Origin of the sequence: Kitasatospora sp. NPDC059327 (assembly GCF_042752535.1) — a bacterium.
Taxonomy (GTDB): domain Bacteria; phylum Actinomycetota; class Actinomycetes; order Streptomycetales; family Streptomycetaceae; genus Kitasatospora.
Map to the genome: position 1 here is coordinate 76684 of NZ_JBHYYB010000003.1, position 25942 is coordinate 102625.

23 protein-coding genes are annotated in these 25942 nt (G+C 73.1%); 13 read left to right on the forward strand and 10 right to left on the reverse strand.

Features of this window, described 5'->3' with window-relative positions; all coding sequences use genetic code 11:
- The 5 genes from ACFXHB_RS02815 to ACFXHB_RS02835 are packed head-to-tail and all read right to left on the reverse strand — an operon-like array spanning position 1 to position 2523.
- Positions 1-447 carry a hypothetical protein gene (locus tag ACFXHB_RS02815; protein WP_380571522.1) on the reverse strand — a complete coding sequence of 149 codons (447 nt, stop codon included), beginning with the start codon at positions 445-447 and terminating at the stop codon, positions 1-3.
- A gap of 42 nt (positions 448-489) precedes the next feature.
- On the reverse strand, positions 490-867 hold the full coding sequence (locus tag ACFXHB_RS02820; protein WP_380571523.1) for an RRQRL motif-containing zinc-binding protein: 378 nt from the start codon (positions 865-867) through the stop codon (positions 490-492).
- Entirely contained in the window at positions 864-1925 is a 1062-nt protein-coding gene (locus ACFXHB_RS02825; RefSeq protein ID WP_380571524.1) for a hypothetical protein, read from the reverse strand. The genes ACFXHB_RS02820 and ACFXHB_RS02825 overlap by 4 nt, the downstream gene beginning before the upstream one ends.
- A complete protein-coding gene (locus ACFXHB_RS02830; protein WP_380571525.1) occupies positions 1922-2281 on the reverse strand; it encodes a WhiB family transcriptional regulator in 360 nt (119 codons plus the stop codon). The genes ACFXHB_RS02825 and ACFXHB_RS02830 overlap by 4 nt, the downstream gene beginning before the upstream one ends.
- Positions 2281-2523 (reverse strand): hypothetical protein, encoded by a 243-nt coding sequence (locus ACFXHB_RS02835; protein ID WP_380571526.1) that lies wholly within the window; start codon positions 2521-2523, stop codon positions 2281-2283. Before ACFXHB_RS02835 ends, ACFXHB_RS02830 begins: the two co-directional genes overlap by 1 nt.
- A 520-nt stretch (positions 2524-3043) precedes the next feature.
- Here ACFXHB_RS02835 and ACFXHB_RS02840 point away from each other — a divergent pair.
- The 3 genes from ACFXHB_RS02840 to ACFXHB_RS02850 all read left to right on the forward strand — a co-directional run bounded on the left by ACFXHB_RS02840 (position 3044) and on the right by ACFXHB_RS02850 (position 6992).
- Positions 3044-3832: a GntR family transcriptional regulator gene (locus ACFXHB_RS02840; RefSeq protein ID WP_380571527.1), complete on the forward strand. Its 789-nt coding sequence runs from the start codon at positions 3044-3046 to the stop codon at positions 3830-3832.
- A 2-nt stretch (positions 3833-3834) separates the two neighbouring features.
- Positions 3835-4587, forward strand: a complete 753-nt coding sequence (locus tag ACFXHB_RS02845) for a glycosyltransferase family 2 protein (RefSeq protein ID WP_380571528.1) — start codon at positions 3835-3837, stop codon at positions 4585-4587.
- Positions 4588-4934: 347 nt separating this feature from the next.
- Complete coding sequence (locus tag ACFXHB_RS02850; protein ID WP_380571529.1) at positions 4935-6992, forward strand: AIPR family protein; 2058 nt, start codon at positions 4935-4937, stop codon at positions 6990-6992.
- A 153-nt stretch (positions 6993-7145) separates the two neighbouring features.
- On the opposite strand, the gene ACFXHB_RS02855 is transcribed toward ACFXHB_RS02850, so the two are convergent.
- On the reverse strand, positions 7146-7976 hold the full coding sequence (locus ACFXHB_RS02855; protein ID WP_380571530.1) for a hypothetical protein: 831 nt from the start codon (positions 7974-7976) through the stop codon (positions 7146-7148).
- 204 nt (positions 7977-8180) lie between these two features.
- On the opposite strand from ACFXHB_RS02855, the gene ACFXHB_RS02860 reads away from it, so the two are divergent.
- The 3 genes from ACFXHB_RS02860 (at position 8181) to ACFXHB_RS02870 (ending at position 10533) form a co-directional block, all read left to right on the forward strand.
- Complete coding sequence (locus ACFXHB_RS02860; RefSeq protein WP_380571531.1) at positions 8181-9443, forward strand: MFS transporter; 1263 nt, start codon at positions 8181-8183, stop codon at positions 9441-9443.
- A gap of 154 nt (positions 9444-9597) precedes the next feature.
- Positions 9598-9831: a hypothetical protein gene (locus tag ACFXHB_RS02865; RefSeq protein ID WP_380571533.1), complete on the forward strand. Its 234-nt coding sequence runs from the start codon at positions 9598-9600 to the stop codon at positions 9829-9831.
- A gap of 156 nt (positions 9832-9987) precedes the next feature.
- Positions 9988-10533, forward strand: coding sequence for a methylated-DNA--[protein]-cysteine S-methyltransferase (locus ACFXHB_RS02870; RefSeq protein ID WP_380571534.1), 546 nt, complete (start codon positions 9988-9990; stop codon positions 10531-10533).
- A gap of 78 nt (positions 10534-10611) precedes the next feature.
- On the opposite strand, the gene ACFXHB_RS02875 is transcribed toward ACFXHB_RS02870, so the two are convergent.
- Entirely contained in the window at positions 10612-11676 is a 1065-nt protein-coding gene (locus tag ACFXHB_RS02875; protein ID WP_380571535.1) for an ATP-grasp domain-containing protein, read from the reverse strand.
- 373 nt (positions 11677-12049) lie between these two features.
- Here ACFXHB_RS02875 and ACFXHB_RS02880 point away from each other — a divergent pair, with 373 nt between their 5' ends.
- Positions 12050-13474 (forward strand): family 2B encapsulin nanocompartment shell protein, encoded by a 1425-nt coding sequence (locus ACFXHB_RS02880; RefSeq protein ID WP_380571536.1) that lies wholly within the window; start codon positions 12050-12052, stop codon positions 13472-13474.
- 85 nt (positions 13475-13559) lie between these two features.
- On the forward strand, positions 13560-14609 hold the full coding sequence (locus ACFXHB_RS02885) for a family 2 encapsulin nanocompartment cargo protein polyprenyl transferase (protein ID WP_380571537.1): 1050 nt from the start codon (positions 13560-13562) through the stop codon (positions 14607-14609).
- 231 nt (positions 14610-14840) lie between these two features.
- On the opposite strand, the gene ACFXHB_RS02890 is transcribed toward ACFXHB_RS02885, so the two are convergent.
- Complete coding sequence (locus ACFXHB_RS02890) at positions 14841-15908, reverse strand: NAD-dependent epimerase/dehydratase family protein (protein WP_380571538.1); 1068 nt, start codon at positions 15906-15908, stop codon at positions 14841-14843.
- A gap of 297 nt (positions 15909-16205) precedes the next feature.
- Here ACFXHB_RS02890 and ACFXHB_RS02895 point away from each other — a divergent pair, with 297 nt between their 5' ends.
- The 3 genes from ACFXHB_RS02895 to ACFXHB_RS02905 all read left to right on the forward strand — a co-directional run bounded on the left by ACFXHB_RS02895 (position 16206) and on the right by ACFXHB_RS02905 (position 19709).
- Positions 16206-17531: a DUF1254 domain-containing protein gene (locus ACFXHB_RS02895; protein ID WP_380571539.1), complete on the forward strand. Its 1326-nt coding sequence runs from the start codon at positions 16206-16208 to the stop codon at positions 17529-17531.
- 127 nt (positions 17532-17658) lie between these two features.
- Complete coding sequence (locus ACFXHB_RS02900; RefSeq protein ID WP_380571540.1) at positions 17659-18993, forward strand: DUF1254 domain-containing protein; 1335 nt, start codon at positions 17659-17661, stop codon at positions 18991-18993.
- Between the two features lie 44 nt (positions 18994-19037).
- A complete protein-coding gene (locus tag ACFXHB_RS02905) occupies positions 19038-19709 on the forward strand; it encodes a GAP family protein (protein ID WP_380571541.1) in 672 nt (223 codons plus the stop codon).
- 138 nt (positions 19710-19847) lie between these two features.
- On the opposite strand, the gene ACFXHB_RS02910 is transcribed toward ACFXHB_RS02905, so the two are convergent.
- Positions 19848-21827, reverse strand: coding sequence for an RNA polymerase sigma factor (locus ACFXHB_RS02910; RefSeq protein WP_380571542.1), 1980 nt, complete (start codon positions 21825-21827; stop codon positions 19848-19850).
- A gap of 198 nt (positions 21828-22025) precedes the next feature.
- On the opposite strand from ACFXHB_RS02910, the gene radA reads away from it, so the two are divergent.
- Together radA and disA are read left to right on the forward strand one after the other, a co-directional pair.
- On the forward strand, positions 22026-23540 hold the full coding sequence (gene radA, locus ACFXHB_RS02915; protein WP_380571543.1) for a DNA repair protein RadA: 1515 nt from the start codon (positions 22026-22028) through the stop codon (positions 23538-23540).
- 188 nt (positions 23541-23728) lie between these two features.
- A complete protein-coding gene (gene disA, locus ACFXHB_RS02920) occupies positions 23729-24787 on the forward strand; it encodes a DNA integrity scanning diadenylate cyclase DisA (protein WP_380571733.1) in 1059 nt (352 codons plus the stop codon).
- 202 nt (positions 24788-24989) lie between these two features.
- Here the strand turns inward: disA and ACFXHB_RS02925 are convergent, their stop codons facing one another.
- Entirely contained in the window at positions 24990-25886 is an 897-nt protein-coding gene (locus ACFXHB_RS02925; RefSeq protein WP_380571544.1) for a hypothetical protein, read from the reverse strand.
- Between the last annotated feature and the right edge of the window lie 56 nt (positions 25887-25942).

A 25942-nucleotide genomic window follows, 5' to 3' on the forward strand; every position in this document is an offset into this window, starting at 1 on the left:
TCAGGCGGAGGCGATGAGCGCGGCGCAGGTCTCGAAGGCGTGGTGCCAGGACTGGTCGAGCAGGTAGCCGCCGTTGAGGCCGTGGTCGGCGAGCCGGACGAACTTGCTCTTGCCGGTGGTGTCCGCGAGGCGGCGCAGGGGCTCGCGCCGGTCGGCGACGTAGTGCGTGACGGCGGAGAGGGTGAGCGCGGCGGCGCCCGGGCCGGGCCGCAGACGGATGCCGAGCAGCCTCGTTCCGGCGAGCAGGACGGCGGCCTGGGTGGCGGTGTAGGTGGCGACGTGGGCGGCGCAGGCGCGGCGGCCGGCTGCGCTGGACTGCCCGTCGTGGTCGTGCTGGCCCTTGGTTACGGCCTGGTGGTCGGTCTGGATCCAGTGGTCCGCCACGTCCGCCGACGCCCGCAGCAGGGCGTAGACGGCGGCGAACCGGGCAGCGCGAACGCTGAGCATGGGATCTCCACGGAGACTGTGGTGCACGAAGATGGGGATGTGTCAGGCGGCGATGGCCGTGCCGTCCGCGCAGGTCAGGCAGGTGCCGAGGTGCGCGGGGAGCACATAGCCGGCGTCGCGGCCGCAGGTCGGGCAGGTGCGGCGGGCGGTGTTGGCCTTGGCGAGGGCGGCGGCCTTCGCGGGTGTCATCGGCCGGACGGGCTTGGCCAGGGCGAGCCGGTAGAGGTAGGCGGCCCGGGTGCCGCTGGTCCGGCGGGAGCGCCAGAGGACCTGCCCGGCGACGGGCTGTCCGCCGGGGCGGAGGCCGCGGGCGCGAAGCTGTCGGCGGGTGAGGTAGCCGGCCGGGGCCATCCGCCACGGGTAGGTGGGGGTGCCGCCGTTCCGGTCACCGGCCGGGTCCCAGAATCGAGGGCGGCTCACGCGGCCACCTGCTCACTGCCGATGGCGTGAGCGTCGGCGAGGCGCTTGTAGACCTTGCTGACGTAGGACGGGGCGCGGGTGGAGCGGCGGGCGGCCTCGCGCTGCGAGACGCCGTCCCGCCAGCACTGTTCGATCACCCGGGCTGCCTCGGTCTCGTCCAGCCGGACGGCCGTCGGCTCCTCCTGCTCGTCGCCCTCGTCGTCGGTGAACGCCTCGTCCTCTCCGGCGTTCACCGGGGTGTCGGACGTGTTCACCTCGGACAACCGGGTGAGCGGGCCGCCGCTCACCGGCGTCTCGGTGGGGCTCTCGGCGACGGCCGGGGCCGGGTCGGAGAGTCCCTCGGTCGGGTCGGCCTGGGCCGGGGTGGGTGTCGGGTGGGCGGTGGTGAACACCTGGTCGGGGGCCGGGGTGTTCACCGCGTCCGTCGGCGCGGCTGGCGTCGACGTCCAGGGGGCTGCCACCGGTCCGGCCGACAGGGCGACGGCAGGTTCCGGGGCGGGGGTGAACACCGGCTGCGGGAGGGTGAACAGCGGGGCGTTCACCGGTTCCCGGGCCGCCCGTGGGAGGGGTGCGGGCTGGCGCCGCAGCGGCGGGCGGGTCTGCTGGGCGAGACGCGCCAGTGCCCGCCGGTAGGCCGGTCCGGCCTCCGCGACGAGCAGCAGCAGAAGCGGCGGGATGAGGTGGATCACGACGCCAACCAGGTCCTTTTCCAGCGCGGCGGCCCCGATGTTGAGCCACACCGTCGCCAGACCGGTGACCCACCGGAACACGGCCGGCCAGCGTCCGGGCTTCACACCGAAGCGGGAGAGGGTGCTGTCCGCCTGAAGGCTCAGGATGAAGCACCCGTCGCCCGCCACGGCCATGACGGGACCCGTGCCGTAGCCGGGTGAATGGGCGTCGATGAACGGCGCGGCGGTGGACATGCTCACCGCGACCACCGCCCCCGTCAGCACCCACGTGCCGACGCTGATCACGAGCGACGTACGACGGATCTGAGCCGGGGTGGGCACCTCGGTGAGCACCTGGTGAACACCCCCGTCGGCGCGGTGAGCACTCACGCGGCGCCCCCGACGTTCACCCGGGTCCGCGAGCGGGCCATCCGGCGCAGGAGCTTGCGGCGCTCGTCGGCGGCGAGGCCACCGAAGACGCCGTACGGCTCCCGGCGCTCCAGCGCGTCGGCGAGGCACAGCGACTTCACCGGGCATCCGGCGCAGAACATCTTGGCGCGGCGCTCGGCCCACGCGGCCGCCGCCGGGCCCTGCTCCTCGGGGTCCGGGAAGAACAGGGCGCCGTCGACCCCGGCGCAGGCAGCACCGCGCAGGTCGCCACCCCCGTCCGGGGTGTACTCGGCGAGCACGGTGACCGCCGGCCGGGCGGTCAGGTGCGGGGTTCGGGTGGCCCTGAGGCGGCGCATCACGCGGCCGCCTTCCAGGCCTGGGCCCTGCGGCGCTCGGCCGTGCGCATCAGCGCGGAGGCGAAGCGCGCGGCCTGCGGGTCCAGGTCCCGCAAGATGTCCCGCGCGGCATCCAGCCGGGCCAGCCGGTCAATGGGCGACTCGTCGTCGGTGCCGGTGAACAGCTCGGCGTCGATACCGAAGGCGAGTTCCGCGAACTCGGTCAGGCTCAGGGCATCCTGCCCTGCGACAATCAGTTTCATGGGGTCACCTCGTTCAGTTGGTGGGTGAGCCCGCAGGGCCGCCGCGCGTTCCTTGGCCGGGTGCGTGGCGGCCCGATTCATGCGGGCCCAGCGACTCGTGGTGCACGAGTAGCCATGGCCCCGGCCCAACCGCGAGCGGAAGGGCCGGGCCAAAGTCACTCGTTCACAGCTCGGGCCCCGCCCCGCCGAAGCGGAGCAGGGCCCGTGATGCCGTCCTCTTGGGGAGCGCGCTCCCGTTCAGGCGCGGACGGCGTGACCTTTCGGTCTTGCCCTCCGGACTGACCAGGCGCCGGGTACCTCGGCCCGTTTGTCCCGGGCCCCTTCGCCCTGGGCTCGGCTATAGCCGGCCATTCACGGGCGCGTTTGTGCAGGTCAAGCAATCCCTAGGAGTCATGTTGAGGACTTGTCCTCAACTCCTCTTTAGGAGCTGAGATGACTATGACGGACTCTCAGGGAGTCGTCAACTCCTCTTGAGGACTTATCCTGGGCGAGTCACGCAACCAGGGATGGTGGAGCCGCCATGGCGACGAAGTACGAGCGGATCGCAGACGCTCTGCGCGAAGAGATCCGCGCAGGTCAGCTCAAGCCCGGGAGCAGGCTGTCCGCTGAGACGGCCCTAGCGGAGCAGTACGACACGAGTGTTCCGACCATCAGGCAGGCCACCGGGGTTTTGGTCGCCGAGGGCCTGATCGAGAAGCAGCACGGTCGGGGCACCTTCGTCCGGAGGGAGCCGACCAAGGTCATTCGAGACAACGCGCGGCACCAATGGGAGAAGGACCGGGCGCGCGCGTCCGAGGCTGAGCGACTGAAGACCGGGGCCACCGAGCGGGACACCGGCCTAACGATCAACGATCTGGTTTTCGAGGCCAGTTACAAGCAGGTGCCCGCTTCGGCGGAGCTTGCAGCGGTGTTCGGCGTCCCGGAGGGCACGATCCTGCTTCAGCGGACGTACCGGACGAGGTATCGGGAGGAGCGCACGCCGCTCAACCGCTCGCAGTCATATTTGGTGCTCGACATGATCGCGAGCAACTCCGATCTCTTGCAGGAGGATCAGGAGCCCTGGCCGGGAGGGACGCAGAATCAGCTCTGGACCGTGGGTATTGAGCTGGATCGGGTTGTGGAGACATTCCAGGCCCGGCCCCCTTCGCCGGAGGAGGTTGAAGAGCTGGGCCTGCCGATGGGCGTGTCAGTGATCATCCTGCGTAAGGTCGGCATCGACACGACCAGTCGGGTGGTGGAGGTGGCCGACGTTGTACTGCCGGGCGACCGCACGGAGCTGACCTTTACGACCAAGCTGACAAGGTGGTGAGCATGACCCAAGTCATCTCTGTCATCACGGCGGTTCATGGACCGTCTGCGTCCTACCTGTCGGACGCCTACAAGTCGCTGCTGGCCCAGGAGCTGCCGGACGGTTGGGACTGGCAGTGGGTCATCCAGGAGGACGGGGAGACTGACGCTGTCGCTCCCCACGTGCCGAACGACCCTCGCGTCACCTTCGGGCAAGGGCGGCACGGCCGGGCCGGCGTTGCCCGCACGATGGCTCTTTCCCGGGCTGCCGGGCAGTACGTCAAGGTGCTGGACGCCGACGACATGTTGGTGAAGGGCACGCTCGCGCGGGACCTCGCAGCACTGCAGCAACCTGGAATCTGCTGGTCGACGTCACGGGTGCTCGATCTGCTCCCAGACGGCTCGACTGTGGGGTTCGATCAGGATCCCCCAGAGGGGCCGATCGAGCGTGGGGCAGTGCTTGAGCACTGGAAGGCACACGACTTCCGCGCTCAGGTCCACCCGGCGACCTTGTGCGCGCGGCGTGACCTCGTGCTCGCCCTTGGCGGCTGGATGGCTCTGCCAGCGAGCGAGGACACCGGGATTCTCATGGCGCTGAACGCGGTCAGCCGTGGTTGGTTCTCGGCCGAGACTGGCCTTCTGTACCGCAAGTGGCCCGGGCAGAGCACCGCGTCCAGTGCTCACGCCAATGAGGGTGAGAGGTCTGCGCGGATGGCGGTCATCGAGGCGCGGGCGCGGGTGCTCGAAGCGCTCGACGGCTGGCGTGTCGACGTGTGAGCCGCAACGCAAAGAGGCCCGGGCCCGACAGCGAATCGCTGTCGGGCCCGGGCCGTGTGGCGCTCCAATGGGGCCAGTGCGGACGGGATGCTGACATCACCTCCTGACATCAACACGCCTGGACGCCAGCACACCTGCGCGTCCCCGTGGACACCCGGGCTCGGCGGGCGGGATACGTTCGGGCCGGTCCCCGACGGCAGCGTTTGATCTTGTAAAGCGGGGGTCGTCGGTTCGAACCCGACAGGGGGCTCCGAACAGATGTGGCGAGGGTCGGGTCTCTGGGTAATCCCGGGGGCCCGACCCTCGCCTGTTGGGGTCGAAGGTGCGGCTCGTAGAGGGTGGGCAGAGTGAAAGACCTGCAGGTGCGGCAGTTGGAAGCTGCCTTGACCGAGCGCTTCGAGACTCTTCTGGACCTCTCTGATCTGGCGAACAGACCGGAGGAGATCAGGCGGAACTCGTTCCTCAGTCGCGCACTCGCTGCGTTGGCTGTGCACGAATTGACAGGCCTGAGTCTTGAGCGGTCCGCAGCTTGTGTGATCGACGGGTTCGATGACGAAGGGATCGACGCCGTCGCGGTCGACACTGAGGGCGAAGTTCCACGGATTTGGTTGGTCCAGGCGAAGTGGAGTAATAAGGGCGCCGCCACTTTTGACACCGATGCCCTGAGGGCCCTCAAAGATGGCCTGTTCAAGCTTGTCAAGGGACAGTATCAGCGGTTCAATGCGAAGCTCCAGCCCATGGTCCCAGATATCAATCGGGCGCTGGATAATGCTCGAGTGCAGATCACGTTGGTGCCCGCGATTGCCGGGGAAAAGCAGATCTCTCCGAAAGTCCAGCAGGAACTTGATGACCTGCAGGCAGAGCTGGGTGATGAGGGCCTGCGGATTCGCCCTCTGCTACTCGCAGATCTGGTTACTGTCGTCCGTTCGGGCCTCGACGGCTCGCCAGTGGACCTGAAACTCCAGATGCCCGAACCCCGCTATGAGGGCGAGCCATTTCTTGCCTACTACGGGAACATTTCGGCGGACCAGGTGGCTCGATGGTACGCCGCCGAGAGGCACCGTCTGTTCCAACGTAACATCCGCCATCCGCTCGGCCTGACCCGAGTAAATGCGGACCTGGTTGACACGCTACTGAGGAGGCCGGAGCACTTCTGGTATTTCCACAACGGCATCACCGTCCTGTGTGACCGGATGGATGCTGGGGTGCGTGGCCACCTCGAACTCTTCGGGGCCAGTGTTGTTAATGGCGCTCAGACTGTGGCGTCTATTCACGAGGCCTATGAGCGGAACCCCGAGACCGTCTCCCGGGCGCGCGTCAGCCTGCGAATTATTTCTTTGGAGGACGCGCCGCCGAACTTCGGCCAACAAGTCACAATGGCCACCAATACGCAGAATGGCATGGCTCCGCAGGACTTCAGGGCGCAGGACAAGGTTCAGGAACGGCTTCGGTACGACTTCGATGTCACTCTGGACAAGCGGTATGTCACCAAGCGGGGCGAGACCATCCCGCTGCCCGAGGACGGCTGCGGGATGCTAGAGGCAGCGGTGGCGCTCGCATGCTGCCACCGGGATCCTGAGATGTCGTTCCGCGCGGAGTCAGGTGAGCGTCGATTGTGGAACGACGACACCTATGTCCCGATCTTCCGAAGGGCCGAGGCCAGGCGAGTCTGGCGGGCGGTTCAGTTGGTGCGTCTGGTCAAGCAGGTGTTGGGCGAAACGCAGGCTGAACGGGAGGGGAAAGCCGAGCAGCTCGGTGAACGGGGAATTCACCTCATCAGCCATCTGGTCTTCCAGGCCCTTGAGGACTGGGATAGCTGTGACGATCAGACCTGGGCGAAGCATGTCGGAGATCTGCCCGGACACGTCGACAACGGCCTGCGTTGGATCATTAGCCGCCTTGACTCCGGAGTCGCTGGCTCCACCCAGGTCGGTGTGGTTTTCCGGCTCGCCGAGCGCTTCAAGGTACTCTCTGAGTCCGCGCTGGTTGGGATGCGGGAGTCATTGTCTGCGCCGGAGCTCGCTTCGGAGTACCGGGCCGCGGACCGGGAGCGGCGGGCCCGGCAGGCCAATGCGGTTCATGTCATTGTCGACGCTGGGGCCATCCCCGAGGGGACCCGGCTGGAGTTCCGACCGGTGACGGGGCCGGAGCGGCGGGCCCTCATGGCCTGGATCTCTGCGGATCCGCGGAGATCCAGGGCCTCGTGGGTGGACAGCAAGTCATCACCGCTGTTGTGGGAATCAGATGGGATCCGATACTCGCCTAGTGGCCTGGTTCAGGCGATGTTCGAACAGGCGGGGAAAAAGGGGCCGAAGGCTGTTCAAGGGACGCGCCGTTGGTTCGTGCCGGAGCGGGGCTCTCTGGTTGAGATCGCGGACCGGTTGCGCGGAGTGGAGCCCGAATAGTGTTCGCGGTCGTTGAACCCGGATCTCTTTGATATGCCCAGCCGTTCGGCCTCTGCGGCGAGGATGCTCAGCGTCCACTTCGGCGGGTCCGTTTCGTTCGCTGCGGCCAGGTCCCCGCTCGCTTGGACAGCCGTCCTTGCGGCGCCTGTTTGGCTAGTGCAATGATCCGCGGCCGCTCGGCTTCCGCTGTTCGGGGCCGTCGCCGTTCTCCCGGAGGCTGCGGAGCGTCAGGCCCGGGTGGTGGGCCGTGAAGAGTTCGGCGGCGCGGCGGTAGGAGAGGCGGGCGCGGCCGGTGTGGGGGCAGCGGTCGGCGGCCGGGGTGGCGGCGGGGGCGCGGCGGTCGGTGAGGAAGAGCGGGCCGGCGGTGCGGCCGGCCGTCAGGAGCGGGAGCAGCCGGGCGGTGCCGGTCCGCCAGTGCACGGGGGCGGCCGAGGGGTGGCTGCGGCGGTGCGGGAGGTCGAGGCCGTCGACGTCGAGGGCGAGGACGGTCTCGACGGGCGCGCCGCTCTCGTGGAGCAGGTGCCAGAGGGTCTGTTCGCGCAGCGGGGCCCGGAGGGCGAGCAGGTCGCGCAGCCGGTCGGGGGTGAGCGGGGCCGGCCCGGTGGTGGCGTCCGGCAGCGGGCGTGGGCGGAGGCCCGCGGCGGGGTCGGCGCGGATCCAGCCCTGGGCGCGCCACCAGGTGAGGGCGGCGCGCAGGGTGGAGAGTTCACGATTGACCGTGCGCGGGTCGGTGGTGGCCGCGCGCCGGGCGGTGGCGGCCCGGAGGCGGGTGGCGGCGTCCGGGTGGTCGAGCAGCGCGAGCGGGAGCACGGGCGGCCGGGCCCGCCGCCGTTCGGGGCCGCCGGGGGCGGGGCGGTCGGCCAGGGCCCAGGCCCAGGTGTCCAGGGCGATCCGGTAGACGCGGCGGGAGGCCGGGCCGAGTTCGGAGGCGGCCAGGTACCGCTCGACGGCGACCGCGTACTCGACGGGTGGGAGGCTGGACACCGGCAGCTTCTTTCCGCAGTAAACGAGAATGCTGGGAGAGGTTTGCGATGAGCGAGTCCTCGCAGTAAACAGCAGGTGGGACCTGCTTCGTGGGGGAGTTTACTGCGGTAAGAGCGAGTGCGGGAAGAATTGATGCCATCAGGCTCAGGTTTTCCCTCCGAACCCCTTGTCCGCCGCCGTCGGGCGGCGGCAGACTTGCCGCCCATGACAGTGGACGCGCATTCCGCGCCGAAGCCCGCGGCGGCGGCCCCACGGGGGTGGACCGACCGGCTGGCCGTGCTCGGCGAACGGGACTTCCGACGGTTCTTCGTCGGCTACGCCACCTCGCTCCTCGGCTCCTCGATGGCGCCGGTGGCGGTCGCCTTCGCGGTGCTCGGGGCCGGGGAGGGCGGCAGCGGCCTCGGCTGGGTGATGGCGGCCCGGATCCTGCCGATCGTGCTGGTCATGCTGGTCGGCGGAGTACTCGCGGACCGGCTGGGCAGCCGACGGGTGATGCCGGCCGCCGACCTCCTGCGCTGCGGTGCGCAGGCGGTGTTCGCCGCCGTGCTGCTGGCGGGCCGGGCGCCGCTCTGGGCGATGGTGACGCTGGTCGCCGTCTGGGGCCTCGGCGAGGGGGTGTTCCTGCCGGCCCTCGGGGCGCTGGTGCCGAGCCTGGTGCGCGACGCGGACCGCCTGGCCGACGCCAACACCCTGCTGGGGCTGGCGCGTTCGGTGGCCACGGTGGCCGGCCCGGCCACCGCCGGCCTGGTGACGGCGGGGTGCGGCCCGGCGGCGGTCCTGCTGATCGACGCCGCCACTTACGGGATCGGCGCGGTGGCGCTGCTGCGGCTCCCGCTGCCCGCGCGGGAGCGGGCGGGGGAAGGCGGCTCGATGCTCGCCGATCTCCGCGAGGGCTGGTCGGAGTTCCGTTCGCGGCCCTGGCTCTGGATCACCACGGCGCACATGGGGCTGTTCAACCTGCTGGTCTGGGCGCCGTTCCTGGTGCTCGGCCCGCTGACCGCGCAGCGCGGGCTCGGCGGGGCGCGCGGCTGGGGGCTGGTGATGGGCGTCTACGGGGCGGGCGCGGTGCTGGGCGGACTGCTGATGCTGGGGCGGCGCCCCGGCCGGCCGCTCGCGGTGGCGACCGCGGCGACGGTCGGCTGGGCGCTGCCCTCGGCGGTGCTGGCGGCGGGGGCGCCGCTGGTGCCGGTGGCGGGGGCGGCGCTGCTCGCGGGCGTCGGCGCGGCGGTCTGCGGCGCGTTGTACGGCACGACCCTGCAGAGCTGGGTGCCGGCCGAAGTCCTGGCCCGGGTCAGCGCGTTCGGCGGTCTGGGGGCGTTCGTGCTCGGGCCGGTCGGGCTGGCCGCGGCCGGGCCGCTGGCGGACCGGATCGGCGCCGGGACGGTGCTGGCCTTCGGCGCGCTGTGGCAGGTGGGCGCGGGTGCGGTGGTGCTGGCGGTGCCGGCGGTGCGTCGGCGGCGGTGGTAGCGCCCGGCACCGGGCGGCGGAGGGGGAGGGGCCGGGGGCGGGGGCGGACCGTGCCCGGTCGCTCGCCCTCGGTCGCGGTGGCCGCGCGGCGGGCACGGCGGCCGGAGCGGTCGTACCGTGGAGGGAGCGCGGGGGCGAACGGAGGAGGTTGGCCATGCCCGGTTCTCTCACCATCAGCCATCACGAGGCGGCGGTCGCCCTGGAGCACGCGGACGCCAAGCGGCTCGCGACGGTCCTGGAGGAGATCGCCTATCTGCTGGAGATCCCGGGGCCGAACCGGATCAACGAAGCGCAGCTCGACGCCCTGTGCGAGGGTCGGACACCGGACCGGGCCGAGCTGTCGCAATGGTCGCGCGGCCTGGCCGCGGAGCTGAAGGGGCGGCTCTAGGCCGCACCGGACCGGACGGCGCCGGCCGCGCCCGGGCGGCCGGCGCCGCCGTACGATGACGCGCGGGGCGGGTGGTCCGCGCGTGCCCCGCGGGTGCCGGCGCGGCCGGCGGCCGGCCCGGTGGAGGAGGGCGGGGGCCCGAGCGTGTCGCAGTCCGTGTCACAGCCCACGACGATGTCCTGGCTGACGGTGGAGACGCCGCTGCCGAGCGGTCCGATGCACATCGCGGTGACGCCCAGGGGCGTGGCGGCCGCCGGGTACCTGGGGCACCCGGGGGAGCTGCCGCCGTGCACCGACCGGTCGAAGATCGACGCGGTCACCGGCCGGATCGGTGACTATCTGGCGGGCCGGCGGCAGGAGGTGGGGCTGCCGATCGACTGGAGCCTGAGCACCGGTCCGCACCGCGCGGTGCTCAGGACGCTCTGGCAGGAGGTGCCGTTCGGGCGGACCATCACCTATGGCGAACTGGCCGCCCGCAGCGGGGTGTTCGAAGGGGTCACGGAGCCCGGACTGGCGGCGAGGACGGTCGGGCAGATGATGGCCGCCAACCCCGTCGCGCTGCTCGTGCCGTGCCACCGGGTGGTGGCGGCGGACGGCCTCGGCGGTTTCGGCGGCGGCCGGGTCGGGATCGACGTCAAGCGGTGGCTGCTCACCCTGGAGGGGGTGCTGGAGCCGACGCTGGACTGGGACGGCCCGCTGTAGCGGGGCCCGCCGGGGAGAGCGCGGGCCGGCCGGGGGCGGTGCCGCCGACGGGGTGGCGTCGGCGGCCTTCGACGGGTGTCAGTGCACGAGCTCGGCCGGGGCGAGGCCGCGGGCGAACGGGGTCTGGCGCGGCAGGACCGGCTGGATCCCGGAGACCAGGGTGTAGTCGATCCCGGCCGGATCCCCGGCGGCCGCGATGTCCGGGCGTTCGCCGAGCGCCAGCTGGACGGCGTTCCAGGGCAGGTTGAGGCCGCACAGGCGCAGTTGGTGCAGGCCGCCGGAGGGCCGGGTGTTGACGTCGATGACGACCGGCTCCCCGGCCAGGTGGCGGAACTGCACGTTGGAGAGGAAGGACATCCCGACGGACTCGACCAGCCGGCGGGTCGGCTCCAGGTACCGCGGCGCGGTGGTGAAGCTGCGGCGGCGGCGGTGCTTGCTGCGGCCGACGGCGGCGAGCAGGGTGCCGTCGCGGTCGCCCAGGCAGTCGACCGAGATCTCGGGGCCCTCCAGATAGGGCATCACCAGCAGGTCGGCCGGCTCGGCGGCGGCCTCCAGCGCGGCGGTCACCTGGTCGACCTGGACCCGGCTGTCCCAGCCGGCCAGCCGGTGCAGGCCGAAGGGCTCGCGGGTGAGCACCCGGAAGCCCTCGCCGCCCGCGCCGGAGGCGGGCTTGAGGCAGGCGGTGAGCCCGGCGGCCTCGATCAGGTCGACGGCCGAGAGCAGCTCCTCGGCGGTGCGGACCTGCCACCACGGCGGGGTGGGCAGTCCGGCGGCGGCGATCGCCGCGTAGCCGTCGGCCTTGCTGTAGAAGGCCGCGATCGCGGTGGCGGGAGGGCAGACGAGGGCGGTGCCGATCGCCTCGAACTCCTGGTGGTGCAGGGAGATCGCGAGCTGGTTGAGTCGGGGCAGGAAGACGTCTATCGCGTGCCGGGCGCAGTAGTCGAGCGCGTAGGCGACGTAGGCGTCGGGGGTGAGGTCGCCCGGTTCCAGGGTGGCGTGGTCGGCGGCGGCGAGCACGGGGGAGTCGCCGTCCACGTGGGTGGCGTGGATCCGGACCGGGCGCGGCGCGGCGCGCAGCTGTTCGATGAAGAAGACGTTCTCGGCGTAGGTGCGGTTGAGCCAGACACGTACGGGGGCACTCATGACGGCCTCCCAGGGCAGGGGTGAACGAGGGGAGGGCATCCGGTGCGGCCGCAGACTCGTCAACTGGCCCCGTGGCCCTTTGAGGTCGCACCCTAGCTGCCCCTCGCGGCGGGGTGGACGGCGGGTCGGTCGGCGGCCGGGGCGGGGGCCGGTCCGGGGGCGCGCCGGGGCGCGGGCGGGGGTCCGGTGGGGCCGGTGGCGGACAGTCCGCCGATGTTCGAATAGGCATCGAACTGAAATAGATCAGGTGATCCAGTCGTCCTATTTGTTCGGTTATTCCGACCACTCGAATGAGTGATTGTGGAAGCCACCTGAACGGGCCCATCATGATTCCTGCAAGGCGACACTTCGTCGGGTATGCGAAAGGCTCCCTATGTCGACCGAAACCACCGTCGGTATTCCTGTGCCGGGCGGCCCGCCGCAATCCGGGCACCAGCAGAGTCTCGGCACGGCCGGCGCGAGGAACCTCGCGACGACCACCAAGTCCGCGCCGCAGATGCAGGGCATCAGCCCGCGCTGGCTGCTCAGGATGCTGCCGTGGGTCCAGGTCTCCGGCGGTACCTACCGGGTCAACCGGCGCCTGCGGTACTCGGTCGGCCGCGGCCGGGTGAGCGTCGTCAAGACGGGCTCCGAGGTGCGGATCGTCCCGCCGAGCCTGCGCGAGGTGCCGGTGCTGCGCGGCTTCGAGGACGACGCGGTCCTGGAGGAGCTGGCCGGTCGCTTCGTCCAACGCGAGTTCTCCGCCGGTGAGGTCCTGGTCGCGGCAGGCGCGCCGATCGACGAGGTCTTCATCATCGCGCACGGCAAGCTCGACCGGCTGGGAATCGGCAAGTACGGCGAGCAGGCGGTGATCGGCTCCCTCTCCGACGGCGACCACCTGGGCGACGAAGCGCTCCAGCAGGACGGCGTCTGGCCGTACGCGGTGAAGGCCGCCACCGCCGGCACCCTGCTGGCCCTCTCCTGGCCCGCGTTCCAGGAGCTCGCGGACCGTTCCGAGGCGCTGCAGCTGCAGATCATGGACTACCTGGCCGGCTTCCAGCAGGCGCAGAACAAGCACGGCGAGGCGGCGATCGGGCTCTCCGCCGGGCACCACGGCGAGTACGAGCTGCCCGGCGCCTTCGTGGACTACGAGCTGAAGCCGCGCGAGTACGAGCTGAGCGTCGCGCAGACGGTCCTGAAGGTGCACAGCCGGGTCGCCGACCTCTACAACCAGCCGATGAACCAGACCGAGCACCAGCTCCGGCTGACCATCGAGGCGCTGCGCGAGCGCCAGGAGGCCGAGCTGATCAACAACCCGGAGTTCGGGCTGCTGCAGAACGCCGCCTACGACCAGCGGATCCAGACCCACTCCGGGCCGCCCACCCCGGACGACATGGACGAGCTGCTGAGCCGGCGCCGCAGCACCAAGATGTTCCTCGCCCACCCCCGGGCCATCGCCGCCATCGGCCGGGAGTGCAACCGCCGGGGCCTCTACCCGGACACCGTCGAGGTCGAGGGCAAGACGGTCTTCGCCTGGCGCGGCGTGCCGGTCTTCCCGTGCAACAAGATCCCGATCACCCGGGAGAACACCAGCTCGATTCTCGCGCTGCGCACCGGGGAGGACAACCAGGGCGTCATCGGGCTGCACCAGACCGGAATTCCCGATGAATACCAGCCGAGCCTCTCGGTGCGGTTCATGGGGATCAGCGAGAAGGCGATCATTTCCTATCTCGTCAGCGCCTACTACTCCGCCGCCATTCTGGTGCCCGACGCGGTCGGCGTGCTGGAAAGCGTCGACGTCGCGCACCGCCACGACTGACCGGGGGTCGGTCGGAAGCGCGCCGCCCGGCCGGGGAACGCCCACGCCCCGGCCGGGCGGCGCTCACCATCAGGGGGAGGAACCCATGGGAAGTTTCACGTTGGAGCGGGAGCACCGGGAGGGCCACGAGGCGGAGGACGTGCTCGCCCGCACCCGCGGCCTGGTCGATCCGGTCCTGCGCGCGGCGGTCGACTCGCTGCCCGGCTCGATGCGCAAGGTGGCCGGATACCACTTCGGCTGGTGGGAGGCCGACGGCTCACCGGCCGCCGCGCCCTCCGGCAAGGCGATCAGGCCGGCCATGGTGCTGGCCGCCACCCAGGCGCTCGGCGGCAGCACGGCCACGGCCACCGCCGCCGCGGCGGCCGTCGAGCTCGTCCACAACTTCACCCTGCTCCACGACGACGTCATCGACAACGACGAGACCAGGCGCCACCGCCCCACCGCCTGGCGGGTGTTCGGCACCACCGAGGCCATCCTGGCGGGCGACGCCCTGCATTCGTTGGCGCTGCGGCTGCTCGCCGAGGACGCCCACCCGGCCGCGCAGGGCGCGATCCGCAGGCTCACCGACTGCGTGGTCGAACTCTGCGAGGGTCAGCAGATCGACTGCGCCTTCGAGCAGCGCAGTGACGTCTCGCTCGCCGAGTGCCTGGCGATGGCGGAGGCGAAGACGGGGGCGCTGCTGGGCGCGGCCTGCGCGATGGGCGCGCAGTACGCGGGTGCCTCCCCGGAGACGGCGCAGGCGATGGACGGCTTCGGCCGGGAGATCGGCCTGGCGTTCCAGCTCATCGACGACCTGATCGGGATCTGGGGCGATCCCGCCGTCACCGGCAAGCCGGTCGGCGCGGACTTGGTGGCGCGCAAGAAGTCCCTTCCGGTGGTGGCGGCGCTCGGCTCCGACACGCCGGACGGCCGGGTGCTGGCCGAGCTCTACGCGCTGGAACGTCCGCTCGGCCCGGAGGAGTTGAGGCGGTGCGCGGCCGCGGTGGAGGGTGCGGGCGGCCGGGGCTGGGCACAGGGGGAGTCGTGCGAGCGGATGGCCGCCGCGCTCGCCCAGTTGGCGACGGCGGTGCCGGAGCCGGCCGCGGCCGACGACCTGCTCGCCCTCGCCGAACTGGTCACCCGGCGCGCCCACTGAGCCGGGGTCCCCACTGAGCCGGCGCGCCCACTGAACCGGGGCGGCCGTCGGCCGGATCCGCCGCGATGCCGGTGTGCGGGGGTGGGAGGCCGACGCGGGCGGCCTCCCACCCCGCGCGCGGTCCGGGTACAACGTGCCGGCGCGCCAGGCCCCGGTGTGCGATGGCCCGTTGCGCAGCGCCCCGGTGCGCCGACCCGGACGTCCCCGCGCACGGGCGCGGCCGCCGTCCCGTCAGGCGAGCGCGGCGAGCAGGCGCCGCTCCTTCGCGGGGACGATGCCGGTCCTCCGGGCAGCGCCCTGGCGGCCCTTGAGACCGTCGGCGTCGGTGTCCGCCGCCGGACCGCGCTGCCGGAGCCAGGCCCAGGTGTCCCGCGCGGTCTCGGCGAACGGCCGGCAGCGCAGGCCGGCGGCCCGCGCCCGACCGGTGTCGGCGAGCCAGACACCCGCCAGCTCCGGTACGTCGGGTGCCCAGAGCGGGAGTTCACTCCACGGCTCGACGCTGTCCGGGCCCTCGGCGAGCAGCGGGCCGTCCGCGACCCAGACGAGTTCGGCGGGCGGGCGGACATCGCCGCCCGCTCCGGTGGGCTCGCCCACGACCTCCGCGCAGGTGGCCAGGAACTCCCCGAAGGTGACGTTCCCGGCCGGGGCGGTGGTGACGAAGCGCCCGGTGCGGCCCGCCACCAGCACGTCCACGCCGAACGCCGCGAAGTCGCGGACATCGATGACCTGCATCGCCCGGTCCGGGTCGCCCGGCGCCAGGACCGGGCCGCCGCGGGCCATCCGCTCCAGCCACCACGGCAGCCGGCCGCCGTTCTCGTGGGGGCCGATCAGCAGGCCGCTGTTGAGGATCAGGGTGCGGTCGGCCCCGAACCCCTCCAGGACGGCGCGTTCGCAACCGGCCTTGAGGGGGTTGCCGGGCGGCTGGTCGGGCGGGGTGTCGGCGGGGCAGGGGTGCAGCGGGGAGGTCTCGTCCACCACCAGGGCCGGCCAGTCGCTGAAGGCGTGCACGGAGGAGACGAAGGTGTAGTGGTCGGCGTGCGCGCGCAGCAGGCGGGCGGAGAGCGCGGCCTGGGCGGGCTGCTGCGCCGAGGTGTCGACGACGGCGTCCCAGTGCCGCCCCTCGACCAGGCGGGCCAGGTCGTCGGCCGAGTCGCGCTCGCCCCGGAGGGCTTCGACGCCGGGCAGGTCGGTACCGGAGCGGCCGCGGTTGAAGGTGGTGACGTCGTGGCCCCGGGTCAGGGACTCCGAGGCGAAGGCCCGTCCGAGGAAGGACGAACCGCCGAGCAAGAGGATCCTCATGCCGACAGTGTTCCCGGCCGGACCCGCCGCGGGCTCCCGTTTCGCGGTCGGCAGACGGTCGGCAGACGGTCGGCCGCGGCGCTGCCGAAGCCCGGCCCCGGACGGTCCGACGCCCGGACGTCCCGGTCCCGCCGCGCCCGGACGTCCCGGTCCCGCCGCGCCCGGCGGGACGCGCGCGCGGCCGTCCGGACCGGCCACCGCCGCCGCCGACATGCTGATCGACTGGGTGCCCCATAGGATCCGTTTGAACCACTATGTCCCTCTTGGGCATGTGCTGAGCCAGGGGAGATCGACAGCATGGGCAACCCGGCACTGGTGGATCCGACCGCCGTCCGCGCCACCGCCGCCGAGGCATGGATCTGGGGCTACCCGCTCCTGCAGAACTACCGGACGCTCTACCCGCAGGCGGTCGACGACGCGGACCCGCGCCACGTCGGCGGCTTCGGCGTCTTCCGGCACTATCCGCGGCCGTTCACCCCGGCCAACACCGACGTCGTCACGCCCAACAACGACACCCCGTACTCCTGGGCCTGGCTCGATCTGCGGGCCGAGCCGTGGGTGGTCTCGGTGCCCGCGGTGGACCGCTACTACGTCCTTCCGCTGCACGAGCTCGACACGCCGTACGCCGGTTTCATCGGCTCCCGCGTCACCGGCCAGGAGGCCGGCGACCACCTGGTGGCGGGCCCCCGGTGGCAGGGCACGGTGCCGGACGGCGTGGCCGGCGTGATCCGCACCGCCACCGAGCTGGTCGGCATCGCCGGGCGCACCTACCTCGGCGGCACCTCCCCGGAGGCGGTCGAGGAACTGGAGGAGATCCAGCGGCAGTACCGGCTGCGCCCGTTGCACGCGTACACGGGCACCGCCGCGCCGCCGCCCGCGCCCGACCCCGTCTGGCCGCTCTGGCGGGAGGAGGTGCTGGACACCGTCGAGTTCTTCAGCTTCCTCGACTTCCTGCTGGGCTTCTTCCCCGTGCTGCCCGCCGAGGCCGAGCTGCGCGGCCGGCTCGGCGACCTGGGCATCGACGGACGCGGCGAGTTCGAGCCCGCCGCGCTGCCGGTGGAGGTCCGCGCCGAGATCGAGCGCGGCATCGCCGACGCCCGCGCCGAACTCACCCGGGAGGCCGGCCTGACCGACGGCTCGGCCGGTCTCTTCGGCACCCGGGAACAGCTCGGCCCGCACTACCTCAAGCGGGCCGTCGGCGCACGGATGGGCCTGTACGGGCTCCCCGCCGAGGAGGCCTGGTACGGCGGCTGGACCGCCGACAGCGAGGGCGGGAGCCCGCCGAACACCGGTGAGCACGACTACGTCCTGCGCTTCGGCCCGGACGCGCTGCCGCCCGCGCGGTTCTTCTGGTCGGCCACCATGTACGCGCTGCCGGACCGGCTGCTGGTCGACAACCCGCTGGACCGCTACTCGATCGGCGACCGCACCCCCGGGCTGGTCCACGACCCGGACGGCGGCCTCACGCTCTACCTCCAGCACAAGCGGCCGGCCGACGCCCAGCACTCGGCCAACTGGCTGCCCGCGCCCGACGGCCCGTGCACGGTGGTCGTCCGGCTCTACGGCCCGGACGAGCGGGCCCTCGACGGCCGCTGGACGCTCCCACCGCTGACGCGGCGCTGATCCCGGCGGCACCGTCGCCGCCCACCCGTCACCCCTGCCCCCCACCCGTCACCCCTGCCCCTCCTGCCCACCCCACTCCCAGCTGTCACCACCCCCACCCGTCACCGCGACCCGAGAAGGACTGCCGATGATCCAGCCCGAGCTGGAGGCCCTGGCCGCCGATGCCTACGTCTACGGCTACCCGCTGGTCTCCGACCTCACCATGGTCGAGCGCTTCACCGGGGGCGGCATGGGGACGCTGCCGGCGGCACCGTTCAACGGCTTCAGTCATGCGACGAGGCTGGCCGGCCCGGACGACCCCTTCGTCTCCGTCAACAACGACACCGTCTACTCGATCGCGCAGCTCGACCTCTCCGAGGGCCCGCAGGTGCTGCGGGTCCCGGACACCGGCGGGGCCTACTACGTGCTGCAGTTCGTCGGCGCGTGGACCGACAACTTCGCCTACCCCGGCCGGCGGGCGACCGGCACCGAGGCGCAGACCTGGCTGGTCGTCCCGCCCGACTGGCACGGGACCCCGCCGGACCGGGAGCGCGTGATCGTGTCGCCGACCACCGTGGCCACCGTCGTCGGCCGCTTCGCCTGCGCCGGCCCGGACGACCTGCCGCGCGTCCGGGCGCTCCAGCAGGGGCTGACGCTCGAACCGCTGGAGCCGGGCGGCCTGGCCGCCGGGCTCCCGGCACCGGACCCCGGGGTACCCGAGCGGCTGGCGTTCTTCGAACGGCTCCGGATCTGGATGACGGCCTTCCCGCCCGCCGGGCCCGACATCGAGTACCAGCAGCGCTTCGCCCCGCTCGGCCTGCTCGACACCGGGCCGTCGCCCTACCGTGCCGCGGCGCCCGACTGGACCCTCGCCCTGCTCAAGGGCCTGGCCGCGGGCCGGGAACGGGTCGAGGCCGCCACCCGGCCGCCGGAGAACCACCCGGCCGGCGAGTGGCGCTCGGGACTGCACCTGTTCGACTTCAACGTCGACTTCCTGGGCCCCGGCACCGTCGACGACCCCGAGTGGCGCATCCCCGACCGCCGCGCGGCCTACCTGAGCCGCGCCGCCGCGGCGCGCGCCGGGCTCTGGGGCAACCACGCGTACGAGGCGATGTACGCGATGACGTACGACGACGCCGACGGGCGGGCGCTCAGCGGCGCCCACGCGTACACGCTGCGGATGGACGAGCCGCCGCCGGTCGAGGCCTTCTGGTCCGTCACCATGTACGGCCTGCCGGACTACTACCTGGTCGCGAACCCGATCGAGCGCTACTCGATCGGTGACCGCACACCCGGCCTGGTCTACGGCGAGGACGGCTCGCTGACGCTCCGGCTGCAGCACGACCGCCCGGCCGACCCGGCGGAGGAGGCGAACTGGCTGCCGACCCCGGAAGGGGAGTTCCGGCCGATCATCCGGCTGTACCAGCCGAAGCCGGCCGCGCTCGACGGCACCTACCGGGTACCGCCGATCCGGCGGAGCTGAGCACGGAGTCCGACCGCCGGGCAGGTGACAGGGAGGAGCGGGGGATGGGTGACGCCGTCGGCCAGATGCTGGCCTCGGCCGTGGGCATCGCGATCAGTCCGATGCCGCTGATCGCGGTGATCCTGATGCTGGCCACCCCGAAGGGCCGGGCCAACGGGCCGGCGTTCACCGGTGGCTGGGTGGTGACGCTGGCAGCGGTGGTCACCGTGGTGGTGCTGGTCGGTTCGGGGCTGAGCACCGACTCCGCCAGGCCGACCTGGGCCTGGTGGCTGAAGCTGGCCCTGGGCACGCTGTTCCTGCTGCTGGGGTTCAGGCAGTGGAGGGGCCGCCCGCGCGAGGGCCATGTGCACGGGCCGCCGAAGTGGATGCAGGCGATCGACCGCTTCACCCCGGGCAAGGCGGCGGGGCTGGCGGCCGCCCTGGTCGCGGCCAACCCGAAGAACCTGGTGCTGGCGGTGGGCGGCGCGGTCTCGATCGCGACCAGCACGGCTTCCGGCGGGGGCAAGGCGGTGGCGGCCGCGCTGATGGTGCTGATCGGCTCGCTCTGCACGGTGGTGCCGTTGGCGGTCTACCTCTTCGGCGGCGACCGGTCGGCCCGGGTGCTGGGCGAGTGGAAGGCGTGGATGGCCGCGCACAATGCGGCGATCATGATGGTCGTCCTGGTGGTCCTCGGCGCGAAGTACATCGGCGACGCCGTCGCGGGCCTGACCGGCTGAGGCCCGCCCCGGCGTGCCGGCGCGGGCCCGGCCCCGGGCCCGCCCCGCGACGGCGTCGCCGGCCCCGCCCGGAGGCCATCCCCGCGCCGCCGGTGCGCCGGCCGTCCCGGGCTCCCCGGGCTCCCCGGGCTCCCCGGCTCAGTGCGGCGACCCGGGCGCGGACGAGCCGGTCGCCGGGGACGCGGAGGCGCCCGTGGACGCCGTCCCGGTCGGTGCTCCCGACGCCGTCCCGGTCGGTGTCGCGGACGGGGCCGCCGTCGGTGTGCCGCCCGGCGGGGGCGTCGTGGTCGTCGGGACCGGCGAGGACGGCGAAGGCGCCGGGGAGGAGGGCGACGCCGTGGGCCCGGGGCCGGTCGGCCGGGTGGACGGGGCGGTGCCGGTGGGCGTGGGGGCCGGGTCGGTCGGGGTCGCCGTCGGTTCGCCCGGGACGGGGGTGCTGCCGCCCCGGTGCTGCGGGCCGCCCTCCAGGGTGACCACCGCCTGCGAGGGCGGCAGCGCGATCCGGGCCGTCCAGTGGGTGTTCGGCGCGAGGTCCTCGTCGACGGTGACGATCACCGTGATCCGCTGGCCCGGCGCGAGCGTCCCGGCGTCCCGGCTGAGGCGGAGCCAGGGGGCCGTCACCTCGGCGTGCCAGTGGATCTCGGTGCTGCCGGAGTCGGTCAGGGTGAGGACGGTCCGGTTGCCGTACTCGCCGGCCTCGACGGTCAGCAGTCCGACCGGTGCGGGGGCGGGCGCCGGCCCGTCGGCGGGGCCCGCGCCGCCCGGCGCGGCGCCCGGGCCGGTGCCGGTGGTGGGGGCGGGAGCGGCGGTCAGTGTCGGGCTGCCGAGCGGGGTCGCGCCCCGGCCGGGGACCGGGATCGCGGGTCCCAGGATCGCGGGGCCGTGGATCCCAGGGAGCAACGTTTCTGCATTCCCCGGCCCGGCTCCGGCCAGCTCCAGCCCGGCCACGGCCGGAGCCGCCCCCACGGCCCCGACGATCCCGCCCGCCTGCCCGGCGGTCGGCCCGGACCCGCTCGGCCGGTGCCCGGCGGCCCGCCCGTCGTCCTCGACCCTTACCGAGGAGACGGCCGCCGCCGCGCCGGTGCCACCGCCCCGGTGGCCCGCCCAGAGCGCGACCACCGGGGCGGCCAGCACGGCTGCCAGCACCCCGGTGGTCACCACCCGGCGGCGCACCGCCCGGGCCCGGCCGCTGTCCGGCGCGCGGTGGCGGGGGAACCCCCCTTGGTCGAACCGCAGACCCGGCTCGGTCACCGGAGCCGGAGCCGAGGTCCGCCGCCACGCCGCGGCGGCGGCCGCGTGCGGCAGGAAGGCGGCCCCGTCGCCCTGCCGAGCCCCGGTCGTCGGGGGCGCCGCCGGCACCGGCAGTCCCGACAGTCCTTCGGCACCCTGCGCCACCTCGCCGGCCACCCGCTCCGCGGTGCCCCGGCAGGTCGGGCAGTCCGTCACGTGCTGCACCAGTTCCCGGCGCAGCGCGGGGCCGAGCACCCAGTCCCGCCAGCTCTCCGCCCCGGCCCCGCCGAGCCGGTCCAGCTCGGGACAGCTGCCGACACCGAGCACCAGCAGGGCCGCCCTGGTCCGGCCGACCTCGGCCTCGGCCGAGGCGAGCAGCGCGCGGGAGGTCTCGAACGGGACGCCGAGGACGGCCGCCACCTCGATCGGGCTCAGCCGGTGGCGCACCGACAGTTCCAGCGCCTCGCGCTGCTCCGGGTCGGTACCGGCCGCCTCGGGCCAGGCCAGTGAGGCCAGCTCCCGCCTCCGTCGGCCCACCTCGGCGGCCGGGAGCCCCGCCGCCGCGTCACCCGCGCCGGCATCCGCCACCGCGCCGACCACCGCACCGACGACCACCGCACCGGTGCCGCCGACCGCGTTGAAGCCGGCTCCGTCCTCCAGGCGTCGCAGGCAGCAGTACCGCGCCAGTGAGTACAGCCAGGCCCGGACCAGGCCCGGCTCGGCCAGTCGGGCGCCGTGCCGCAGCGCCAGCTCGCGCACCTCGCGCAGGGCGGCGGTGGCCGCGTCGTGCTCGCACAGCACCGAGAGGCAGTAGGTGAACAGGCCGTCCACCTGCCGGTCGTACGCCGCGAGCACGAGGTCGCGCGGCCCTTCAGTACGCGTTGTCACCCCTCCGACGGTAGAGAGGCCCGGGGCCGCGCCCGGCCCGTTCCCTGCTGTTGTACTTCTTTCGGGTAACAACATCGCCCATTCGTGGACCGGGAGCGCCCCCACCGCCCCGCCCGCGCCCCGCCGCCGGCCCGGCCCCCTGCTCCCGCGCCCAGCCGCCGGCCCCGCGTTGTCGTACCCAGGCGCTACGGTGACCGCATGGCTGCCCGCACCAAGACCACCGCCAAGCCGCGCCCGGCGTACCGCTGCACCGAGTGCGGCAACCAGCTGCCCAAATGGGTCGGCCGCTGCCCGGAGTGCAACGCCTGGGGCACGGTCGAGGAGTACGGCGGCGCGGTGCCGATCCGGACCACGGCCGCCGGGCCGGTGAGCGCGCCCGCCCGTCCGATCGCCCAGATCGACGGCCAGGTGGCGACGGCCCGGTCCACCGGCGTGCCCGAGCTGGACCGGGTGCTCGGTGGCGGCCTGGTCCCCGGCGCCGTGGTGCTGCTGGCCGGCGAGCCCGGCGTCGGCAAGTCCACCCTGCTGCTGGACGTCGCGGCCAAGGCGGCCAGTGCGCAGCACCGCACGCTCTACGTCACCGGTGAGGAGTCGGCCGGCCAGGTCCGGTTGCGGGCGGACCGGATCAACGCGCTCTCCGACCACCTGTACCTCGCCGCCGAGTCCGACCTCGGCGCCGTCCTCGGACACATCGAGGCGGTGAACCCGGGCCTGCTGATCCTGGACTCGGTGCAGACCATCGCCTCCGCCGAGCTGGACGGCGCGCCCGGCGGGCCGGCCCAGGTCCGCGAGGTGGCCGGTGCGCTCATCCGGGCGTCCAAGGACCGCGGCATGGCCACCCTGCTGGTCGGCCATGTCACCAAGGACGGCCAGATCGCCGGCCCCCGTCTGCTGGAGCACCTGGTCGACGTGGTGCTGAGCTTCGAGGGGGACCGGCACGCCCGGCTGCGCATCATCCGCGGGATCAAGAACCGGTACGGCGCCACCGACGAGGTCGGCTGCTTCGAGCTGCACGACGAGGGCATCGTGGGCCTGGCCGATCCGTCCGGCCTCTTCCTGACCAGGCGTGACAAGCCCGTCCCCGGTACCTGCCTGACCGTCACCCTGGAGGGCCGCCGCCCCCTGGTGGCGGAGGTCCAGGCGCTGATGGTGGATTCGCAGATCCCGTCCCCCCGCCGGACGACCTCCGGCCTGGAGTCGCCCCGGATCGCGATGATCCTGGCCGTGGTCGAGCGGCACGGCGGGGTCAAGCTCGGCAAGCAGGACATCTACACCGCGACGGTCGGCGGGGTGAAGCTGAGCGAGCCGTCGGCGGATCTCGCGATCGCCCTCGCCGTGGCCAGTTCGTCCTCGGACACTCCGCTCCCGAGCAACCTGGTGGCGATCGGCGAGGTCGGTCTCGCGGGCGAGGTGCGGCGGGTGACGGGTGTGCAGCGGCGGCTGGCCGAGGCGCACCGGCTGGGCTTCACCCACGCCCTGGTCCCGCCGGACCCGGGCAAGGTGCCGTCGGGGATGAAGGTGGTCGAGGTCGCGGACATCGGTGAGGCGATGCGGGCCATCCCGGGCCGCCGGCGGGCCGCCGCCAAGCCCCGGAGCGAGGCGCCGTCGGCCCCGCCCACCCCGCGCCGGGCCCCCGCCGAGGCTCCCGTCGCGGCCTACCCGGAGGAGCTCATGGAGGGGTGGGAGCCGGTCGACTCGGACGAACTGCGCTGACCCAAGCCCTGTTAATGCCGCACGCAGTTAGACTTTCCCCTGTCTAATTGGCAATAAGGCAGTAATAAGCGACAGAGCAACAGACCGTAGGCCGGCGCACGGCGCGAGGCGCGCGGTACGGGGTCGACCGGAGGAGTCACGTGGCAGCCAGCGACCGGGCGGACAAGTCCTCCCGCGAGGAGGCCCTGCTGCGGGCCTCCCTCACCGCCATCGCCCCCGGCACGGGGCTGCGTGACGGCCTGGAGCGGGTGCTGCGGGCCAACACCGGCGGTCTGATCGTGCTCGGCTTCGACAAGACCGTCGAGTCGATCTGTACCGGTGGATTCGTCCTGGACGTCGAGTTCACCGCGACCCGGCTGCGCGAGCTGTGCAAGCTCGACGGCGCCGTGGTGCTGGACAAGGACATCACCAAGATCGTCCGGGCCGGGGTCCACCTGATGCCGGACTCCACCATCCCCACCGACGAGACGGGCACCCGGCACCGCACCGCGGAGCGGGTCAACCTGCAGACCGGGTTCCCGGTGGTCGCGGTCTCGCACTCGATGCGGCTGATCGCGATGTACGTCAACGGAACCCGTCGGGTGCTGGAGGACTCGACCACCGTCCTCTCCCGGGCGAACCAGGCACTCGCCACCCTGGAGCGCTACAAGCTCCGGCTGGACGAGGTGGCGGGCACGCTGTCCGCCCTGGAGATCGAGGACCTGGTGACGGTCCGGGACGTCACCGCCGTCGCCCAGCGGCTGGAGATGGTCCGGCTGATCGCCACCGAGATCGCCGGCTACGTGCTGGAGCTCGGCATCGACGGCCGGCTGCTCTCGCTCCAGCTGGACGAGCTGATCGCGGGTGTGGAGCCGGAGCGCGAGCTGGTCGCCCGGGACTACTTCCCGGAGCGGGCCGCCAAGAAGGGCCGGACGGTCACCGAGGTGCTGGCCGATCTGGAGGCGCTCACCCACGCCGAGCTGCTCGACCTGCAGACCGTCGCCAAGGCGCTCGGCTACTCGGGCTCGCCCGAGTCGCTGGACTCCGCGGTCTCGCCGCGCGGCTACCGGCTGCTGGCCAAGATCCCGCGCCTGCCCAACACGGTGATAGAGCGGCTGGTCGAGCATTTCGGCGGACTGCAGAAGCTGCTCGCGGCCAGCATCGACGATCTGCAGACGGTCGAGGGCGTCGGCGAGACCAGGGCGCGCTCGGTGCGCGAGGGCCTGTCCCGCCTTGCCGAATCGTCCATCCTGGAACGCTACGTCTGACGGTGCCCCAGCACGTGGGGACGGCCCCCGGGGAGTGCTTCCCCGGGGGCCGTCCCGTTGCCGTTGCCGTTCCCCGGCGTGTGCGCGGCGGAGGGTGGGGCCGTCCCGGCCGCCGGGAACGCGCCGAAGCCCCGGCGGGCGCCGGGGCTTCGGTGACGGAGCTTCGGTGACGGAGCCGCGGGGAGGCGGCGTCCGAGGGGGCTCAGCTCTCCAGACGGATCGAGGAGCGTGCCGAGACCTGGCCCCCGGAGAGCCCGGTGAGGTCGGCGACCACCAGGTAGGTGCCGGCGGGCGCGGCGGCCGGGTCGGCGGTGGCGCACTGCGGCTTGCTGCGGCCGCGGTCCCAGGTGAAGGTCTCGGTCAGTCCGCCGTTCGCCGGGATCTGGGCCCAGCTGCTGCCGCGGTCGCTCGGGCAGTCGCCGGAGGACCAGACGCGGTCGCCGTTGCTGGCCGTCACGGTGATGGCGGAGGCCGTCCGGCCCAGGTCCACCCGGCAGTTGGCGCCGGAGGAGTTGTGGACGGTCAGCGTCAGCTTCGGCTTGTCCTTGGGCTGGTAGGAGTTCTGGGCACCGGCCAGCTCCAGGGTCACCTGGGAGGAGACGCAGACGGGCAGCGCCATCACCTCGGGGGTGTTCACCGGGGGAGTGCCGCCGCCACCGCCGTTGGTGCCGCCGGCCGCGCCGCCACCGCCCGCGGCCGATCCGCCGGTGGCCGAACCGCCCGCGGCGGAGCCTCCGGTGGCCGATCCGCCGGTGGCCGGGGCCGGGTTGGGCCCGCCGCCGGTACCGCCGGTGCTGAGGCTGACGTCGCCGCCGCCGGACCCGGAGACGGCGCCCCCGCCCGGGTTGGTGCCGCCCGTCCCGCCGCTGCCGGGGCGCGAGTTGTTCGCGGGGCCGTTCGGCGACGCACCGGGCGTGATCGCCTGGGCGGGGGGCTGGGAGGACTGGGACGGCGCGGCCTGCGCGGCCTTGCCTGCCGGTCCGTCACCACCACCGCCCTGGTCGGACATCAGCCAGACGAGCAGGGCGACGACCGCGGCGACGGCGACGGCCACGACAAGGCGCCGTCGCCAGTAGATCGAGGCCGGCAACGGTCCCACGGGTTGACGCAAAGAGGGCACGCCCAAACTCTACGAGACAGTGTGTGCCCTGTGAC

Coding starts and splice junctions, on each gene's coding strand:
- ACFXHB_RS02880 (WP_380571536.1), top strand. CDS start 12,050: ATGTCGACCGAAACCACCGTCGGTATTCCTGTGCCGGGCGGCCCGCCG.
- ACFXHB_RS02815 (WP_380571522.1), bottom strand. CDS start 447: ATGCTCAGCGTTCGCGCTGCCCGGTTCGCCGCCGTCTACGCCCTGCTG.
- ACFXHB_RS02840 (WP_380571527.1), top strand. CDS start 3,044: ATGGCGACGAAGTACGAGCGGATCGCAGACGCTCTGCGCGAAGAGATC.
- radA (WP_380571543.1), top strand. CDS start 22,026: ATGGCTGCCCGCACCAAGACCACCGCCAAGCCGCGCCCGGCGTACCGC.
- ACFXHB_RS02900 (WP_380571540.1), top strand. CDS start 17,659: ATGATCCAGCCCGAGCTGGAGGCCCTGGCCGCCGATGCCTACGTCTAC.
- ACFXHB_RS02835 (WP_380571526.1), bottom strand. CDS start 2,523: ATGAAACTGATTGTCGCAGGGCAGGATGCCCTGAGCCTGACCGAGTTC.
- ACFXHB_RS02865 (WP_380571533.1), top strand. CDS start 9,598: ATGCCCGGTTCTCTCACCATCAGCCATCACGAGGCGGCGGTCGCCCTG.
- ACFXHB_RS02860 (WP_380571531.1), top strand. CDS start 8,181: ATGACAGTGGACGCGCATTCCGCGCCGAAGCCCGCGGCGGCGGCCCCA.
- ACFXHB_RS02845 (WP_380571528.1), top strand. CDS start 3,835: ATGACCCAAGTCATCTCTGTCATCACGGCGGTTCATGGACCGTCTGCG.
- ACFXHB_RS02890 (WP_380571538.1), bottom strand. CDS start 15,908: ATGAGGATCCTCTTGCTCGGCGGTTCGTCCTTCCTCGGACGGGCCTTC.
- ACFXHB_RS02885 (WP_380571537.1), top strand. CDS start 13,560: ATGGGAAGTTTCACGTTGGAGCGGGAGCACCGGGAGGGCCACGAGGCG.
- ACFXHB_RS02895 (WP_380571539.1), top strand. CDS start 16,206: ATGGGCAACCCGGCACTGGTGGATCCGACCGCCGTCCGCGCCACCGCC.
- ACFXHB_RS02830 (WP_380571525.1), bottom strand. CDS start 2,281: ATGCGCCGCCTCAGGGCCACCCGAACCCCGCACCTGACCGCCCGGCCG.
- ACFXHB_RS02905 (WP_380571541.1), top strand. CDS start 19,038: ATGGGTGACGCCGTCGGCCAGATGCTGGCCTCGGCCGTGGGCATCGCG.
- ACFXHB_RS02875 (WP_380571535.1), bottom strand. CDS start 11,676: ATGAGTGCCCCCGTACGTGTCTGGCTCAACCGCACCTACGCCGAGAAC.